This window comes from Variovorax sp. GW822-FHT04A09 (assembly GCF_058801005.1).
In genome coordinates this window covers 1,110,081-1,126,312 of record NZ_JBXAMV010000002.1, presented here as the reverse complement: position 1 = coordinate 1,126,312, position 16,232 = coordinate 1,110,081, and the positions used below count along the sequence as shown (strand labels likewise).

Sequence of the window (16,232 nt, the reverse complement as noted above, 5' to 3'; positions counted from 1 at the left end):
CTTCTAGCTCAGGACCAGCACGCCGGCGGGGAGCGACCGGGCGTTCAAACCGAAGGAACGCTGCATCTGGAGCAAGGCCAGATCGAGGCGGTCGAGCCTGAAGGTCGCGGTGACCGTTTTCCCCCGCAGCGCATCCACCATCAGGACCACACGCCCGGGACGGTAGCGGTTGATCTCGTCCAGCACCACCGACAAGGGCGCCTGCTTGAACACGAGTTCACCGCGCCGCCAGGCAGAAGCCACCTCGGGGTCTGCGGCGGCGATGCCGCTGATCGAGTGATCGCGGTAGACCGCTTGCTGGCGTGCCAGCAGCACACGGTCGCCGGCCGGGTGCTCGATGCGCACGCGCCCCGCCAGGCAGGTCACGCACACACGCCCTTCCAGGCGGCTGATCTCGAAGCGCGCCGACTCGCCAATGCTGCGGCCGGCGCCGGCCACGACGCTGAAGGTGCGCGCACTGGGCAGCATCTCGATCGCCGCTTCGCCGTTCAGCAACTCCAGCCCCTCGGCCTGGTCGTCCTCCGGGGCCACCCGGCGGATGCTGGTGCGGGTGTTCAAGGTCACGTCGATCTGGTCGGACCACGCGATGGCACGCTGCTCGCCGGCGGCCGTGCGCCAGTCCGCATTCCACTCGTTGGCCGCGGGCCACAACCCCAGGGGCGAATAGACCGCCACCCCCGCAACACCCGCCGCGGCGGCTGCGCCGGCCACGCCCAGGAAGGCCCGACGGCTCGCCGCGGGCTTGCGAAGGGTCTCGCGGTGAAGGCTCGCCGCTTCGGCGTCGGTGCGCACCAGCCTGTTCAGCGCGGGTTGAAGCACGCGCCACTGCTGCCGGGCCTCGATGAACGCCGCCTGATGCAAGGGACTCGCGTCGCGCCAGCGCCGGAACGCCTGGGCCTCCCACTGTGTGGCCGCGCCCGAATGCAGCTTGCGCACCCAGGCGCGCGCGTCTTCCCGCAGCGTCTCGGGAAGCGTCGGTGGTGAAGGGTGCGTCGTCATGTCGGTTTCAGGGGCCCCGTACTTGATAGACGGTTGCCGACACCGCAATCCGCAAACTATTTCTTCGTGCCGTCATGAAGACCTGCCAGGGCGCGGCTCCAGCCGCGAGAACAGAAGATCCTGCGCGGCCTTCAGTTCGTACTCGACGGTCCGCACAGGAATGCCAAGCCGCGTGGCCACGTCCCGCTGGGACCAGCCCTCCAGGCGAACCAGCAGCAGGATTTCGCGGCGGCGCGGCGGCAGGCGCGACAGCAGGCCGTCCAGCGCCTCCAGCTGCGAACGGGCTTCGGCGACCTCGGCGGGGCCGGGCGCCGGGTCCGGCAGCTCGTTCATCAGCAGCTCGATGTCGTCGGACAGCAAGACCTGGCTCTGCGCACGCCGGACGTCGATGGCCAGGTTGACCGCCATGCGCAGCAGGTACGCCTGGGGTGTGGCAATGGGGCCCGCCATGGGCTGGCTGCGCTCCAGCTTCAGCCAGGTTTCGTGCAAGGCGTCTTCCGCCAGTTCGCGATTCCCCAGCCGCACCGCCAGGCGTTGCTTGAGCTGCTCGTAGCGTTGCACCAGGAAGCTGCGCAGCAGCGGGATGACGTTCTCCGTCATGCGTCAGTGCACCGTGGCACAGCGGGGCCCGGGCAACACGTCGTGCGGCAGGATGGCCAGCGTGAGCGGCAGCGCCAGGTCCACCGGCGGAGGATGGTCCATCTTCAGAGGGGCCAATGCCGCGAGCATGGCGGCGTCCCGCGCAGGGTCTCCCGAAGACGACACCAGGCGGGCCTGGCTAATGCGGCCCGACGCGCTCACCTGCAGTTGCAGGATCGCGCGGTAGTGGCCGGGGGCCGTACGAAGATCGGCGCACAGCGCGTCCCAGACACGGGCCTGGACCAGGGCGTCGTACCCGCGTTGCGAGCCACCAGTCGACGCCACCCCGGGCGCCGCTGCAACGCGCTTCAATATGAAGGCACCGGAAAGCTGCGTGTCCACGTCATCCGCAGTGAAACCCGTGCCGGCCAGCAAGGCCCGCAAGGCGGCATGCGGCGCATGGCGCCCGCGCACCGGGGCGGACGTTCGCCCCGCCACCCACTCGTCGATGAACATCACCGATCGCCCCGACACCGCGGCGTACTGCGCCAGGGCAGCCGCCAAGGGCTGCGCCGGCAGATCGAAGTCCAGCATCTGCGATTCGGACGACGCGCGGGTGGCGGCATCTGCCGACTGCACGTCGGTGCCTGCGGCCACGGCCTTCGCTGTCGATCCCCAGGCGATGCAGACGCACACCACGGTGCACGTCAGGCCGGAGACGAAGGCTCGCACGAACCTGTCGTCCCTGCCCCGGCCCAAGCCCCGTCCAACCACTCGCCCACGACCACCATGCGCTGAAGTCAACAAGGAAGAAGTGGATCGTGTCAGCAAGCTTGTGGGCAGTATTTCGACTCCTGCAAGCATCACATCGGCGAATGACGACCTCGTGACGAGCGGCATGGCCGGGCGCGCCGCCGCGGGGCGCGGGCGGCGCCCTCTTGCGTTGCCGGTCCTGTTAGCGCCCCGGCGTCAGCTGGATCCGTTCCACCGTTTCCTTCTCGACCGCCCCTCGGCTGTAGACCAGCGGCACGTACTTGCCTTCGAGCCACAGCGGCGCCAGGTCGCGGTAGTTCGGGCTGTCGGGGTTGCCCGACTGGCCCGGCGTGTTGATGACGCGCGAGGCGTCCCAGTTGCCCACGTCGAGCACCATGCGAAACGACGCGCCCGAGGTCAGCTTGTAGTCGTTCGCGCGGTAGGTGGCCGCCATCGGCGTGAACGACGAGCCGGACATCGGCCAGTCGCCCACCTCGAGCTTCTTGCGCGTGGCCGCATCGACCACGCCGCCCAGCGGATGCCGGAACTCCGCGCGGTGCAAGGCGCCCCACTTCCACGCCGCCGGGTCGGGCCCGAGCTTGGCGGACAGCTCCTGCATGGCGGCGGGCAAGGTCGTCAGCAGCAAGGCATCGCGCTGCGCGTTGCTCACCCAACCGGACGGGTTCTCCAGCAGCAGCACCATGCGCGTGTTGTCACCGGGCGCGGCCAGCGCGGCGCCGGCATCGCCCGCCCCGGCCTTGAGCACGGCCTGGCGCAGGAACTTGCTGCTCCACACCTCGTACAGCGCGGCGGCCGCGCTGTCGCGGTCCATGGCGCCGTTCCAGCCCTGCAGCAGGCGCAGCGCCGCCGCGGTCTGGGCGTCGTCGCTGCGCTGGCCGGGCAGGAGCTTCAGCACGCGCTGCGCCGGTGTCGCGACGATGTCGTTCTGCATGCGCTCCGAATCTTCGATGGTGAAGCGCGAACCCGCCGCCACCTTGGCCGCGAACAGTTCCTTGAGCCGGCGCGCGCGGGCCGCATCGCTCCACTCGTAGCCCACGCCCTTCTTCGCGGCGGGATGGTCGGGCGGGATGTTGTTCTCGTTGGCCGTGACCACGTAGCCGCGCGCGGGGTTGAACTCCGAGGGCAGCTCGTCGCCGTTGCGAAAGCCCGACCATTCATAGCGGCCGTCGCCCGGCACGGGCAGGAGGCCGTCCCAGTTCGGGCGGATCGGCGTGAGGCCGCCCGGAATCCAGCCGACGTTGCCGCTGCTGTCGGCATACACCTGGTTTTCGCCCGGCGCGCCCCAGCGGTTCATGGCCGCGCGGAACTGGTCCCAGTTGCGCGCGCGCATGTAGTCCATCGAACCGAAGTACGGCGCCATGCCGGGCTCCAGCCAGGCGGCGCGCAAGGCGAAGGCGCGACGCTTGCCGGGCTCCGCGACCAGCACGGGGCCGTGGCGCGTGAAGGTGTTGACCACCTCGCGCGGCGCGGCCTCGCCCTTCACCGCGATGCGCTCGGTGACGCGCGTCATCGGCTCCCAGCGGCCCTGGTAGCGGTACTCCTCGGGGTTGGCCGGGTTCAGTTCGTACACGTACAGGTCTTCCTGGTCCATGTAGAAGCGCGTGAGGCCGAAGGCGATGGTGCCGTTGTGGCCGATCGACAGGCCCGGCAGGAAGGGCTCGCCCGCGCCGATCGCGTCCATGCCGGGCGCGCTCAGGTGCGTCATGTAGCGCAGGCTCGGCGCGCCGTGCGCGCGGTGCGGGTCGTTGGCCAGGATAGGCCGGCCCGTGGACGTGAGCTTCGGCGCGATGACCCAGTTGTTGCTGCCGTAGGCGGCCGTGGGATCACCCTGCGCCGCCTCGTCCTGCTCGGCCTTCGCGGCGATCGCCTCGGCGCTGCCGGGCAGCAGCGCGACCGGCGCGGAAGACGCGCCCGCGTTCATGCCCACGCGCGTGTTCTCCTTGGTGAAGCGCGGCGCATCGGTCGCCCGCAGGTAGGCCGCGCGCAGCTCCGCCACCGGAAGGCTGCAGGGATCGAAGCCCTCGGGCACCTTCGGCGTGACCGGCGGATCGAGCTCGCGGCGCAGCCAGTCGGCCTTGGCGCCCGGCGCGCCGGCGCAGAAGGCGCGTGCGCGGTCGACCTCCGACGTGAAGTTGAGCGTGAGCCCGTGGTGCCGGATGCGCACCACGTCTTCAGGCGACCAGGTGGACGGCTGGTAGCCCAGCAGCGCGAACTCGGTCGGCAGCAGCGCGGGCTGCGCGCGCACCTGCGCCACGTAGGCGTTGACGCCGGCCGTGAAGGCCTCGGCCACGCGCTTGGCGTCGGAGCCGTAAGCCAGCCATTCGCGGTACATGTCGCCGCGGTAGAGCACGGCGCGCGCGGCGCGGTCGCTCTCGACCCAGGCGGGGCCGAAGTCCTTCGCCATCTCGCCCAGGCCGCGCTTGCGCCACAGGTCCATCTGCCAGAGCCGGTCGCGCGCGGCGATGAAGCCCTGCGCCACGAAGGCGTCGTAGAGCGTGCCGGCGTACAGGTGCGGCACGCCCCAGCGGTCGACCAGCACTTCGGCAGGCTTCTCCAGACCAGGCACCGCGAAGGATGAGGAGGGGCGCGTGGGCGTGTTCACGCCCGGGGCGTTGGACGCACACCCTGCGAGGGCGAGGACCGCCAGCGACACGGCGCCCAGGGAAAGCCGATGGTTCATTCTCTTCATGCAGTTCGTCTCCGGTCTTGTTGTGGATTGGCAGCGGGCAGTATCCCGATTTCTGTCACCCGACGGGTTACAAGGCATGACTTGTAGACTGGCGCGCTATGCAGCCCACCACCCCTTCAACCTCCTCCTGCGACAGCTGGCTCGCCGGCGCGATCCGCCGCATCGAAGCCGACTACCAGCGCAGCGCCGACACGCACCTCATTCCGCTGCCGCTGCCCGCGCTGGCCGCGCACGGCATCGACCTGTACCTGAAGGACGAATCGACGCACCCCACCGGCAGCCTCAAGCACCGGCTCGCGCGCTCGCTGTTCCTGTATGCGCTGTGCAACGGCTGGGTGCGCGAAGGCACGACCATCGTCGAGGCCTCCAGCGGCTCCACCGCCGTGAGCGAGGCCTACTTCGCGCGGCTGCTGGGCCTGCCCTTCATCGCCGTGATGCCGCGCAGCACCTCGCCCGAGAAGGTCGCGCAGATCGCCTTCTACGGCGCGAGCTGCCACTTCGTCGACCATGCCGCGCAGGTGTACGACGAGGCCCGCGCGCTGGCCGAGCGCACCGGCGGCCACTACATGGACCAGTTCACCTACGCCGAGCGCGCGACCGACTGGCGCGGCAACAACAACATCGCCGAGAGCATGTTCCAGCAGATGGCGCGCGAGCGGCATCCGGTGCCCGCGTGGATCGTGGTGGGCGCCGGCACCGGCGGCACCAGCGCCACCATCGGGCGCTACCTGCGCTTTCGCTGCCACGACACGCAAGTGTGCGTGGCCGACCCCGAAGGCTCGGTGTTCTCGGCCTACCACCGCAGCGGCGACGCCACGCTCACGGCGCCCGGCTCGCGCATCGAAGGCATCGGCCGCCCGCGCGTGGAGCCCAGCTTCGTGCGCACCCTGGTCGACCGCATGCTCGAAGTGCCCAACCTCGATTCGGTGGCCGCCATGCATGCGCTGTCGGCGCTGCTGGGGCGCAAGGTCGGCCCGTCGACCGGCACCAACTTCGTCGGCATGCTGGCCGTGGCGCACGAGATGCGCGCGGCCGGCCAGCAGGGCTCGATCCTTTCGCTGCTGTGCGACGCGGGCGAACGCTACCTGCCGAGCTACCACGACGCCGACTGGGTGCGCAACGCCTTCGGCGACATCGCGCCCGCGCAGCAACGCATCGACGCGCTGGTGGCGGGTTGATGGCCATGCGCCCGCCCCGTGGCCTCATCGCGCGGCGGCAGCTGTTGCTGCTGGCCGCGCTGGCCGCCTCGGGCGCGCCGCATGCCGCCTGGGCCCTGCCCGCGAAGGCGCTGCAGTTTCCACGCGACTTCGGCAGCCACCCCGAGTTGCGCACCGAGTGGTGGTACATCACCGGCCACGGCCAGACCGCCACGGGGCGCGCGTTCGGTTTCCAGGTGACCTTCTTCCGCTCGCGCGTCGATGCCACGCAGGCCATGCGCTCGGCCTTCGCCGCCAAGCAGCTGGTGTTCGCGCACGCCGCCGTCACCGACCTCGAAGGCCGCGTGCTGCGGCACGACCAGCGCATCGCACGCGCGGGCTTCGACGTGGCCTCGGCCAGCGAGACCGACACCGACGTGCGGCTGCGCGACTGGTCGCTGGTGCGCGACGCCGGCAGCGGCGCCTACACCGCGCGCATCCCCGCCGGCGAGTTCACGCTCGACCTGCGCTTCGCGCCGTCGCAGCCCGTGCTGCTGCAGGGCCGCGAAGGCCTGTCGCGCAAAGGCCCCGAGCCCGAGCAGGCGAGCTACTACTACAGCGAGCCGCAGCTGCAGGCACAGGGCCGCCTCACCTTGCAAGGCCAGGCCCCGTTCGAGATCGCCGGCACCGCCTGGCTCGACCACGAATGGAGCGAGGCGCTGATGCACCCCGAGGCCGTGGGCTGGGACTGGATCGGCATGAACCTCGACGACGGCAGCGCGCTCACCGCCTTCCACCTGCGCCGCCGCGACGGCAGCGCGCTGTGGTCGGGCGGCTCGTTCCGCCCGCGCGGCGGCGCGGCGCGCATCTTCCAACCCGGCGAGGTGCGCTTCGAGGCGCTGCGCAGCTGGACCAGCCCGCGCACGCGCGCGAGCTACCCGACACACTGGCGCATCGACACGCCCGCGGGCCGCTTCGAGGTGCAGGCCCTGCTCGACGACCAGGAACTGGACAGCCGCGGCTCCACGGGCGGCGTGTACTGGGAAGGGTTGAGCGAGCTGCGCGATGCGCAACAAGGCCGGCGCGTGGGGCGCGGTTACCTCGAGATGACGGGGTACGCGGCGCCGCTGCGGCTGTGAGCCGAAGCACAGCGCGATGGGCTACTTCACGCCCTGGCTCAGCGCCTGCACCGTGTTGCGCGACAGCGCGCGGACGTGGTCGTCGATCGCCGAAGCGACGGGCGCGAACTCGGCGGTGCTCAACCGCTTGAGGTCGCGCGGCTCCTGGAAATCCTTGAGCTGCCGCACCCGTTGCCGCTGCTGGGCGAGCATCGGCTCGTAGGCCGCGAGGTTCAGCGGCGGGTCCATGACGAAGACCTTGGCTTCGATCGCGGGCACCGCGTAGTACCGCGTCGACCCCAGCATGCTGCGCGTGAAGAGGCCCGAGTTCTGCATGACGCTCTCGCCACAGGGCCCGCCGGTGCACTCCAGGCGCGCCTGCGTTCGCGTCGCCTCGACGAGGACCACCGCGGCAATCTGGTCGTCCTTCAGCTTGCGTGTCGCCCACGCCTGCGCAGGATTCGCGATCCATCGATCGTGCTTGAAGACGGCCAGCGCGTTGACGGAGGTCGTGGCAAAGCTCGTCAGGCGCACCACCTGGAAGCCGGCCTTTTCGAGCTCCGACGTGAAGGCCTCGTAGACCTTGGCCGTGGGGTTCCAGGGGAACGGGTACGTGGTCGAGAAGTTGTTGAAGACGGTCGTGCCCACGTGCATGTGTTCCGCAGAGGCGGTGGGGATGCGCACCAGCAGGCCGACCTTCGCGCCCTTCGCGAGCTGGCCGCCGTTCGGCGGCAGCGGCGGCGGGGTCATGCACCCTGTCAGCGCGAGCGCCACGAAAAGTGCGAGCAGCCGTCTGCGCATGGGGGTCTCCTCCATCTTCTTGTCGGTGTAGGCCTGTGCGGCCGGGTGCGGATGATTGTGCCGAGCGCTGCATGCGGCGTCGCCACGGGAACCGGTGGTTTTGGACAGCGTCGGCATTGTCAATGCCGATGAGGGCCGCGACTCACGCCGAGACCGTCACCCCATTGCGCGCCAGCACCGCCAGCAGCTTCGGAATGTCGGGCGCCGGCCCGACCGGAATCTCGCGGTCGATGGCGGTGAACATCTGCGCGGCCATCGCATCCTGCCCCGTGATCTCGAGCATCTGCCCGCCGCCCTTGCCGTAGTGAAAGCCATGCACCGTGCCGCGCGGCACGTGCACCAGCGTGCCGGGCTGGCACCGATGCGCCTGGCCGTCGCAGAGGAATTCGACCTCGCCGCCGAGCACGTAGAACGACTCGTCCCAGTCGTGACTGTGCGGTGGCGGGCCCGTGCCTTCGTCGCCGCGCTGGAAGGTGACGCCGTAGCTTTGCGTCGAGGCATTCGACGCCAGCACCGTCACCTGCGTGCCGAGCACGTTCAAGGGCGTTTCGCGCCGCTCGGGTGTGAGGACAAAGTACGGAAGAAGGGCCATGGCCGGCTCCTCGAAGTGGGAGCCGGATTCTGCGCCCCGGCCACAGGGGGCACAAGCGGTGGCGCCGCAGGGAGGGTAACCACCCCGCCGCCGCGCCGCCTGCATCGCTACTTCGCGCGGCGGCGCTCGATGAAGGCGATGATCTCGCCCATGATGCCCTTGCGGAAGGCCAGCACGCAGATCACGAAGATCAGGCCCGTGACCATGGTGACCGACTCGCCCAGCGTGTTGAACCAGTCGACGGTCGTGATGCGCGCCAGGAAGTTGCCGAGTTCGCCGATCTTGTTCTCGAGCAGCACGACCACCGCCGAACCCACGATGGGACCCGACAGCGTGCCCAGGCCGCCCACCAGCGTCATCAGGATGACCTGGCCCGAAGCGGTCCAGTGCACGTCGGACAGCGTGGCAAAGCCCAGCACCAGCGTCTTGAGCGAGCCGGCCAGGCCCGACAGCGCGGCCGAGATCACGAAGGCCAGCAGCTTGAAGCGGCTCACGTCGTAGCCCAGCGAGAGCGCGCGCGGCTCGTTTTCCTTGATGCCCTTGAGCACCTGCCCGAACGGCGAGTGGATGGTGCGCACGATCAGCAGGAAGGCCGCGACCACGATCACCAGCGCCACGTAGTACATGGTGAGGTCGTTCGACAGGTCGACGATGCCGAAGAGCTTGCCGCGCGGCACGCCCTGCAGGCCGTCTTCGCCGCCCGTGAACTTGGCCTGCAGTGCGACGAAGAACATCATCTGCGCGAGCGCCAGCGTGATCATCGCGAAGTAGATGCCCTGGCGGCGGATGGCCAGCACGCCGAACAGCCAGCCCAGCAGCGCGCCGGTGAGCGTGCCCGCGATCAGGCCCAGCTCGGGCGTGAGGCCCCAGACCTTGATCGCATGGCCCGCCACGTACGCGGAGCCGCCCAGGAAGGCCGCGTGGCCGAAGGACAGCAGGCCGGTGTAGCCCAGCAGCAGGTTGAAGGCCGCGGCGAACAGCGCGAAGCACATGAGCTTCATCACGAACACCGGGTAGGCGCCGAAGAACGGCGCGAGCACCAGGGCGACCAGCAGCAACGCGTAGACGACGGTGGAGATTTTTTTCATGTTCATGCCGCTCGCCTTATTTCTCTTTGCCGAACAGGCCGGCGGGGCGGATGAGCAGCACGATGACCATGATCACGAACACAACCGTCGAAGAAGCCTCGGGATAGAAAACCTTCGTGAGCCCCTCGATCACGCCCAGGCCCAGGCCCGTGAGGATGGCGCCCATGATGGAGCCCATGCCGCCGATCACGACCACAGCGAACACCACGATGATGAGGTTCTGCCCCATCAGCGGCGACACCTGCATCACCGGCGCGGCCAGCACGCCGGCGAAGGCGGCGAGCGCACAGCCGAAGGCGTAGGTCAGCGTGATCATCAACGGCACGTTGACGCCGAAGGCTTCGACCAGGCGCGGGTTCTCGGTGCCGGCGCGCAGGTAGGCGCCCAGGCGCGTCTTCTCGATCACGTACCAGGTCGCAAAGCAGATCACCAGCGAGGCCACGACCACCCAGGCACGGTAGTTGGGCAGCACCATGAAGCCCAGGTCGGTGGCGCTGGACAGCAGCTCGGGCGCATCGTAGGGCAGCCCCGACACGCCGTAGACCGAGCGGAACACGCCTTCGATCAGCAACGTGAGGCCCAGCGTGAGCAGCAGGCCGTAGAGGTGGTCGAGCTTGTAGATCCAGCGCAGCAACAGCCGTTCGATGACCACGCCGAACAGGCCGATGAGGACCGGCGCGGCGATCAGCATCACCCAGTAGTTGACGCCCAGGTACTCCATCGCCATCCAGGTGAGGACGGCCCCGAGCATGAACAGCGCGCCGTGCGCGAAGTTGATGACGTTGAGCAAACCGAAGATCACCGCCAGCCCGAGACTCAGGATGGCGTAGAACGAGCCGTTGACCAGCCCCAGAAGGAGCTGGCTCAACAAGGCGGGAAGGGAAATGTTCATAAGCGTTTCAACGAACCCGGGCGCCGCAGGGGCGCCCGCGGGAGGTCACTTCCAGAGGGCGCAGCGGCTTTCGGCCTTGGTCGTGAAGACTTCTTCGCCCTTGAGCTTCTGGACCACCTTGTAGTAGTCCCACGGCTGCTTGGATTCGGCCGGCGACTTGACCTGCACCAGGTACATGTCGTGCACGAAGCGGCCGTCGGCGCGGATGCTGCCCTTGGCGTAGAAGTCGTCGATGGGCGTGGACTTGAGCGTGGCCATGACCTTGTCGGCATCGACCGTCTTGGCGGCCTGCACGGCCTTCAGGTAGGTCATGGTGGCCGAGTAGTCGGCGGCCTGGATGTCGGTGGGCATGCGCTTGGTCTTCTCGAAGAAGCGCTTGCCGAAGGCGCGCGTCTTGTCGTCGAGGTTCCAGTCCCAGCTGGTGGTGAGCAGCAGGCCTTCGGTGTTCTTCAGGCCCAGGCTGTGCACGTCGGTCACGAACACCAGCAGGCCCACCATCTTCATGCTCTTGGTGATGCCGAACTCTTTCGCGGCCTTGATGCTGTTGATGGTGTCGCCGCCCGCGTTGGCCAGCGCCAGCACCTGCGCCTTGGAGTTCTGCGCCTGCAGCAGGAAGGACGAGAAGTCGGAGGTGTTGAGCGGCGCCTTCACCGAGCCCAGCACGGTGCCGCCCTTTTCCTTCACGACCTTGGTCGCGTCGGCTTCGAGGGCCTGGCCGAAGGCGTAGTCGGCGGTCAGGAAGTACCAGCTCTTGTCGCCACGGCCGATGACGGCCGCGCCGGTGCCCTTGGCGAGCGCGACGGTGTCGTAGGCGTAGTGCACGGTGTAGGGCGAGCACTGTTCGTTGGTGAGCGCCGAGCTGCCGGCGCCGTTCACGACGAAGACGCGCTTCTTCTCCTGCGCCACCTTGGCCATGGCCAGGGCCGTGCCGGAGCTGGTGCCGCCGAACAGCATGGTCAGGCCCTGCGTGTCGATCCACTCGCGCGCCTTGGAGGCGGCGATGTCGGCCTTGTTCTGGTGGTCGGCCGTGAGCAGCTCGATGGGCATGCCGTTGACCTTGCCGCCGAAGTCGTCGATGGCCATCTGGATCGCCAGCGCGCCGTTCTTGCCTTCGACGTCGGCGTACAGGCTCGACATGTCGGTGACGAAGCCGATCTTGACCTTGTCCTGTGCCTGGGCGGCACCGGCGGCCAGCGCGGCGGCGGCGAAAACGGCGGAGAGAGCGAATGTGGTGGTCTTCATGGATGTTGTTCCTGTGGGGTGTTCGGTGGTGTCACTTCCAGAGCGTGCACTTGGACTCGGCCTTGGTGGTGAACACCGTGTCGCCGGGCAGCTTCTTCACGAGCTTGTAGTAGTCCCACGGCGTCTTCGATTCGGCGGGCGACTTGACCTGCATCAGGTACATGTCGTGCACGTAGCGGCCGTCGGGGCGGATCTGGCCGGTGCCGAAGAAGTCGTTGAGCTTCATCTTCTTGAGCTCGGCCATGACCTTGTCGGCATCGTCGGTCTTGGCGGCGTCCACGGCCTTGAGGTAGGTCATGGTGGCCGAGTAGTCGGCGGCCTGGATTTCGGTGGGCATGCGCTTGGTCTTGTCGAAGAAGCGCTTGGCGAACTTGCGGGTCTCGTCGTTCAGGTCCCAGTACCAGCTGGTGGTGAACTGCAGGCCTTCGGTGTTCTTCAGGCCCAGGCTGTGCACGTCGCTCAGGAAGATCAGCAGGCCGGCCAGCTTCATCGACTTGCCGATGCCGAATTCCTTGGCGGCCTTGATGCTGTTGACGGTGTCGCCGCCTGCGTTGGCCAGGCCCAGGATCTGCGCCTTGGAGTTCTGCGCCTGCAGCAGGAACGACGAGAAGTCGGACGCGTTGAGCGGATGGCGCACCGCGCCGACGATCGTGCCGCCCTTGGCCTTCACGACGGTGGAGGTGTCGGCTTCGAGCGCGTGGCCGAAGGCGTAGTCGGCCGTCAGGAAGAACCAGGTCTTGCCGCCGCCGTCGACCACCGCGGCGCCGGTGCCCTTGGCGAGCGCGACGGTGTCGTAGGCGTAGTGCACGGTGTAGGGCGAGCACTGTTCGTTGGTGAGCGCCGAGGAGGCCGCGCCGTTGTTGAAATACACGCGCTTCTTCTCGGCCGCGACCTTGGCCAGCGCCAGGCCCACGCCCGAGTTGGTGCCGCCGAAGACCATGCTCAGGCCTTGCGTGTCGATCCACTCGCGCGCCTTCGAGGCGGCGATGTCGGGCTTGTTCTGGTGGTCGACGGTGAGCAGCTCGACCGGCTTGCCGGCCGCCTTGCCGCCGAAGTCGTCGATGGCCATCTGGATCGCCAGCGCGCCGTTCTTGCCTTCGAGGTCGGCGTACAGGCTGGACATGTCGGTGATGAAGCCGATCTTGACCTTGTCCTGGCCTTGCGCCTGGGCGGACGCTGCGAGCGCCAGTGCGCTGAAAGCCAGGGCGAAAGCGGTGAGCCGATTTTTCATGGGTGTCTCCAGCAGTAGCAAGAAGGGGTGAAAGAACTCAGACGCCGAGCAACTCGGTCAGCACGGGCATCTTGGCTTCGAGCTCGGCGGCGCCGAACTTCTCGACGATGCGGCCGTGCTCCATCACGTAGAAACGGTCGGCCAGCGGCGCGGCGAAGCGGAAGTTCTGCTCGACCATGACGATGGTGTAGCCCTTGGCGCGCAGCGTGGTGATCATGCGGGCCAGCGCCTGCACGATGACGGGCGCCAGGCCTTCGGAGATTTCGTCGAGCAGCAGCAGCTTGGCGCCGGTGCGCAGGATGCGCGCCACGGCCAGCATCTGCTGCTCGCCGCCCGACAGGCGCGTGCCCTGGCTGTGGCGGCGCTCGGCGAGGTTGGGGAACATGGCGTAGATCTCGTCGACCGACATGCCCTGCCCCGCGCCCTTCAGTTCGGGCGGCAGCATCAGGTTTTCTTCGCACGAGAGGCTGGCGAAGATGCCGCGCTCTTCGGGACAGTAGCCGATGCCCAGGTGCGCGATGCGGTGCGTCGCCATCGAGACGGTCTCGACGCCGTTGACCTTGATGCTGCCCTTGCGGGCGCCGGTGAGCCCCATCACGGCGCGCATGGTCGTCGTGCGGCCCGCGCCATTGCGGCCCAGCAGCGTGACGACTTCGCCCGGCTGCACGACCATGTCGACGCCGTGCAGCACGTGCGATTCGCCGTACCAGGCCTGCAGGCCCTTGATTTCGAGTGCAGCGGTCATCAGTGAGCCCCCTGCATTTCGCCGTCGGTGGTGCCCATGTAGGCTTCCATCACCTGCGGGTTCTTCGAAACTTCGGCGTACGGGCCTTCGGCCAGCACGGCGCCGCGCTGCAGCACCGTGATGGTGTCGGCGATGGTCGAGACCACGCTCATGTTGTGTTCGACCATCAGGATGGTGCGTCCGGCCGACACGCGCTTGATGAGCTCGGCCACGCGGTGCACGTCTTCGTGGCCCATGCCCTGCGTGGGTTCGTCCAGCAGCATCAGCTCGGGCTCCATGGCCAGCGTGGTGGCGATCTCGAGCGCACGCTTGCGGCCGTAGGGCAGGTTGACGGTCTGTTCGTCGGCCAGTTCTTCGAGGCCCACCTCGGCGAGCAGCTCGCGGGCGCGCGCATCGAGCGGCTTGAGCGACTTCTCGCTCTTCCAGAAGTGGTACGAGGTGCCGAGCTTGCGCTGCAGGCCCAGGCGCACGTTCTCGAGCAGCGTGAGGTGCGGGAACACGGCGGAGATCTGGAACGAGCGGATCACGCCGCGCCGCGCGATCTGCGCCGGGCGTTCGCCCGTGATGTCGTGGCCGTTGAACAGGATCGTGCCGGCCGTGGGTTCGAGGAATTTGGTGAGCAGGTTGAAGCAGGTCGTCTTGCCGGCACCGTTGGGGCCGATGAGCGCGTGGATCGAACCGCGCTTCACCGAGAGGTCGACCTTGCTGACCGCGGTGAATCCCTTGAATTCCTTGGTGAGCTGGCGTGTTTCAAGAATGACGTCGCTCATCTCGCGGCGTCGTCCGTGTGCGGAAAAAAGAAATCGGTCATGCGGTCCATCTCAATGCGCCACCATCGAGCGCGGACCGATTGTTGGTGGCTGCTATGCAATTGCATACTGGGGCAAATGCCTATGCTGCACTGCAACCATTCACAGAGTGCGCCCCCTCTGTGCGAGCGACTGTCGTCCCGACGACATTGCGCACCGCAGCACGCACACCTGCGAACGCGCGATGCATGCACGCGCACCGTCATGAGGCCGTCAAACATGCCTGCACGCTTCGTGAAAAACTTACGTGCCCGCTGCGCTGCCACGATGCGCTTTCACCCGGATTGAATCCATCACCGCCATGCCGAACTTCCGCTCCCCCGAATTCCTTGCCGACCACATCGCCCACACGCTGGCGTTCTACGCGCCACGCAGCCGCGATGCCTCGGGCGGCTTCTTCCATTTCTTCAAGGACGATGGCACGGTGTACGACCGCTGCACGCGCCACCTCGTGAGCAGCACGCGCTTCGTGTTCAACCACGCGATGGCTTGGCGCCGCTTCGGCCGGCCTGACGATCTTGCGGCGGTGCGCCACGGCCTGGCGTTCCTGCAGACCGCGCATGCGCAGCCGAATGGTGGCTATGCATGGCAGATCGACTGGGATGGCCATCAAGCCACCGTGCAGGACGGCACGCAGCACTGCTACGGCCTGGCCTTCGTGCTGCTGGCGCACGCGCATGCGCTGATGGCCGGCGTCGAGGAGGCGCGCGCCGGCCTCGCGCACACCCGCGACCTGATGGAACGGCATTTCTGGGAACCGCAGCACCAGCTGTACGCCGACGAGGCCACGCCCGGCTGGCAGGTCGGCCCGTACCGCGGCCAGAACGCCAACATGCACGCCTGCGAGGCGATGCTCGCGGCCTACGACGCCACGCGCGAGCCCTTCTACCTTCAGCGCGCACGCACGCTGGCCGAAAGCATCACGGGTCGGCAGGCCGCGCTCGCCGACGGGCTGGTGTGGGAGCACTACCGCGAGGACTGGTCGGTCGACTGGGACTACAACCGCGGCGACAAGACCAACATCTTCCGGCCCTGGGGCTTCCAGACCGGCCACCTCACGGAATGGGCCAAGCTGCTGTTGCAGCTCGAGAGCCACCTCGGACCCGGCGCGCCCGGCACCGAGTGGATCGTGCCGCGTGCGCGCCACTTCTTCGACACCGCGATGCAGCGCGGCTGGGACGCCGCGCACGGCGGGCTGGTCTACGGCTTCGGGCCCGACGGCGCGGTGTGCGACGGCGACAAGTACTTCTGGGTGCAGGCCGAAAGCTTCGCCGCCGCCGCCCTGCTCGCGGTGCGCACGGGCGATGCCGGCTACTGGGACTGGTACGACCGGATCTGGGCCTACAGCTGGGACCACTTCGTCGACCACGCGCACGGGGCGTGGTATCGCATCCTCACGCCGCAGAACGGGAAGATCAGCGACGAGAAGAGCCCGGCCGGCAAGACCGATTACCACACGATGGGTGCGTGCCATGACGTGCTGAAGGCGCTGGGGCACGGCGTGGCGTAAACCGCTCTCCAGTCACTGTAGCTTCTG

15 protein-coding genes are annotated in these 16,232 nt (G+C 68.3%); 3 read left to right on the top strand and 12 right to left on the bottom strand.

Going from position 1 to position 16,232, the window contains the following annotated elements; all coding sequences use genetic code 11:
- Positions 1–3: 3 nt before the first annotated feature.
- The 4 genes from AC1RLW_RS16245 to AC1RLW_RS16230 form a co-directional block, all read right to left on the bottom strand.
- Positions 4–999 carry a FecR family protein gene (locus AC1RLW_RS16245; protein ID WP_493193914.1) on the bottom strand — a complete coding sequence of 332 codons (996 nt, stop codon included), beginning with the start codon at positions 997–999 and terminating at the stop codon, positions 4–6.
- Between the two features lie 72 nt (positions 1,000–1,071).
- Positions 1,072–1,599 carry an RNA polymerase sigma factor gene (locus tag AC1RLW_RS16240; protein ID WP_095746037.1) on the bottom strand — a complete coding sequence of 176 codons (528 nt, stop codon included), beginning with the start codon at positions 1,597–1,599 and terminating at the stop codon, positions 1,072–1,074.
- Between the two features lie 3 nt (positions 1,600–1,602).
- On the bottom strand, positions 1,603–2,310 hold the full coding sequence (locus AC1RLW_RS16235; RefSeq protein WP_157755143.1) for an STN domain-containing protein: 708 nt from the start codon (positions 2,308–2,310) through the stop codon (positions 1,603–1,605).
- Between the two features lie 223 nt (positions 2,311–2,533).
- Positions 2,534–5,041 carry a penicillin acylase family protein gene (locus tag AC1RLW_RS16230; RefSeq protein ID WP_493193912.1) on the bottom strand — a complete coding sequence of 836 codons (2,508 nt, stop codon included), beginning with the start codon at positions 5,039–5,041 and terminating at the stop codon, positions 2,534–2,536.
- Between the two features lie 98 nt (positions 5,042–5,139).
- On the opposite strand from AC1RLW_RS16230, the gene AC1RLW_RS16225 reads away from it, so the two are divergent.
- Both AC1RLW_RS16225 and AC1RLW_RS16220 read left to right on the top strand, forming a co-directional pair.
- On the top strand, positions 5,140–6,219 hold the full coding sequence (locus AC1RLW_RS16225) for a PLP-dependent cysteine synthase family protein (RefSeq protein ID WP_070063094.1): 1,080 nt from the start codon (positions 5,140–5,142) through the stop codon (positions 6,217–6,219).
- A 5-nt stretch (positions 6,220–6,224) separates the two neighbouring features.
- Complete coding sequence (locus tag AC1RLW_RS16220) at positions 6,225–7,316, top strand: lipocalin-like domain-containing protein (RefSeq protein WP_493193910.1); 1,092 nt, start codon at positions 6,225–6,227, stop codon at positions 7,314–7,316.
- Between the two features lie 21 nt (positions 7,317–7,337).
- Here the strand turns inward: AC1RLW_RS16220 and AC1RLW_RS16215 are convergent, their stop codons facing one another.
- From AC1RLW_RS16215 to AC1RLW_RS16180, 8 genes are all read right to left on the bottom strand, one after another.
- On the bottom strand, positions 7,338–8,096 hold the full coding sequence (locus AC1RLW_RS16215) for a hypothetical protein (RefSeq protein ID WP_493193908.1): 759 nt from the start codon (positions 8,094–8,096) through the stop codon (positions 7,338–7,340).
- Positions 8,097–8,238: 142 nt separating this feature from the next.
- Complete coding sequence (locus AC1RLW_RS16210) at positions 8,239–8,688, bottom strand: cupin domain-containing protein (RefSeq protein WP_062474067.1); 450 nt, start codon at positions 8,686–8,688, stop codon at positions 8,239–8,241.
- 107 nt (positions 8,689–8,795) lie between these two features.
- Complete coding sequence (locus tag AC1RLW_RS16205; protein WP_174254353.1) at positions 8,796–9,782, bottom strand: branched-chain amino acid ABC transporter permease; 987 nt, start codon at positions 9,780–9,782, stop codon at positions 8,796–8,798.
- A gap of 10 nt (positions 9,783–9,792) precedes the next feature.
- A complete protein-coding gene (locus AC1RLW_RS16200; protein ID WP_062474069.1) occupies positions 9,793–10,668 on the bottom strand; it encodes a branched-chain amino acid ABC transporter permease in 876 nt (291 codons plus the stop codon).
- Positions 10,669–10,713: 45 nt separating this feature from the next.
- On the bottom strand, positions 10,714–11,910 hold the full coding sequence (locus AC1RLW_RS16195) for an ABC transporter substrate-binding protein (RefSeq protein ID WP_062474071.1): 1,197 nt from the start codon (positions 11,908–11,910) through the stop codon (positions 10,714–10,716).
- Between the two features lie 31 nt (positions 11,911–11,941).
- A complete protein-coding gene (locus AC1RLW_RS16190; RefSeq protein WP_307693421.1) occupies positions 11,942–13,141 on the bottom strand; it encodes an ABC transporter substrate-binding protein in 1,200 nt (399 codons plus the stop codon).
- Between the two features lie 37 nt (positions 13,142–13,178).
- Positions 13,179–13,886, bottom strand: coding sequence for an ABC transporter ATP-binding protein (locus AC1RLW_RS16185; RefSeq protein WP_062474075.1), 708 nt, complete (start codon positions 13,884–13,886; stop codon positions 13,179–13,181).
- Positions 13,886–14,656 (bottom strand): ABC transporter ATP-binding protein, encoded by a 771-nt coding sequence (locus tag AC1RLW_RS16180; RefSeq protein ID WP_062474077.1) that lies wholly within the window; start codon positions 14,654–14,656, stop codon positions 13,886–13,888. Before AC1RLW_RS16180 ends, AC1RLW_RS16185 begins: the two co-directional genes overlap by 1 nt.
- Positions 14,657–14,996: 340 nt before the next feature.
- On the opposite strand from AC1RLW_RS16180, the gene AC1RLW_RS16175 reads away from it, so the two are divergent.
- Positions 14,997–16,205: an AGE family epimerase/isomerase gene (locus AC1RLW_RS16175; protein WP_493193905.1), complete on the top strand. Its 1,209-nt coding sequence runs from the start codon at positions 14,997–14,999 to the stop codon at positions 16,203–16,205.
- Positions 16,206–16,232: the final 27 nt, after the last annotated feature.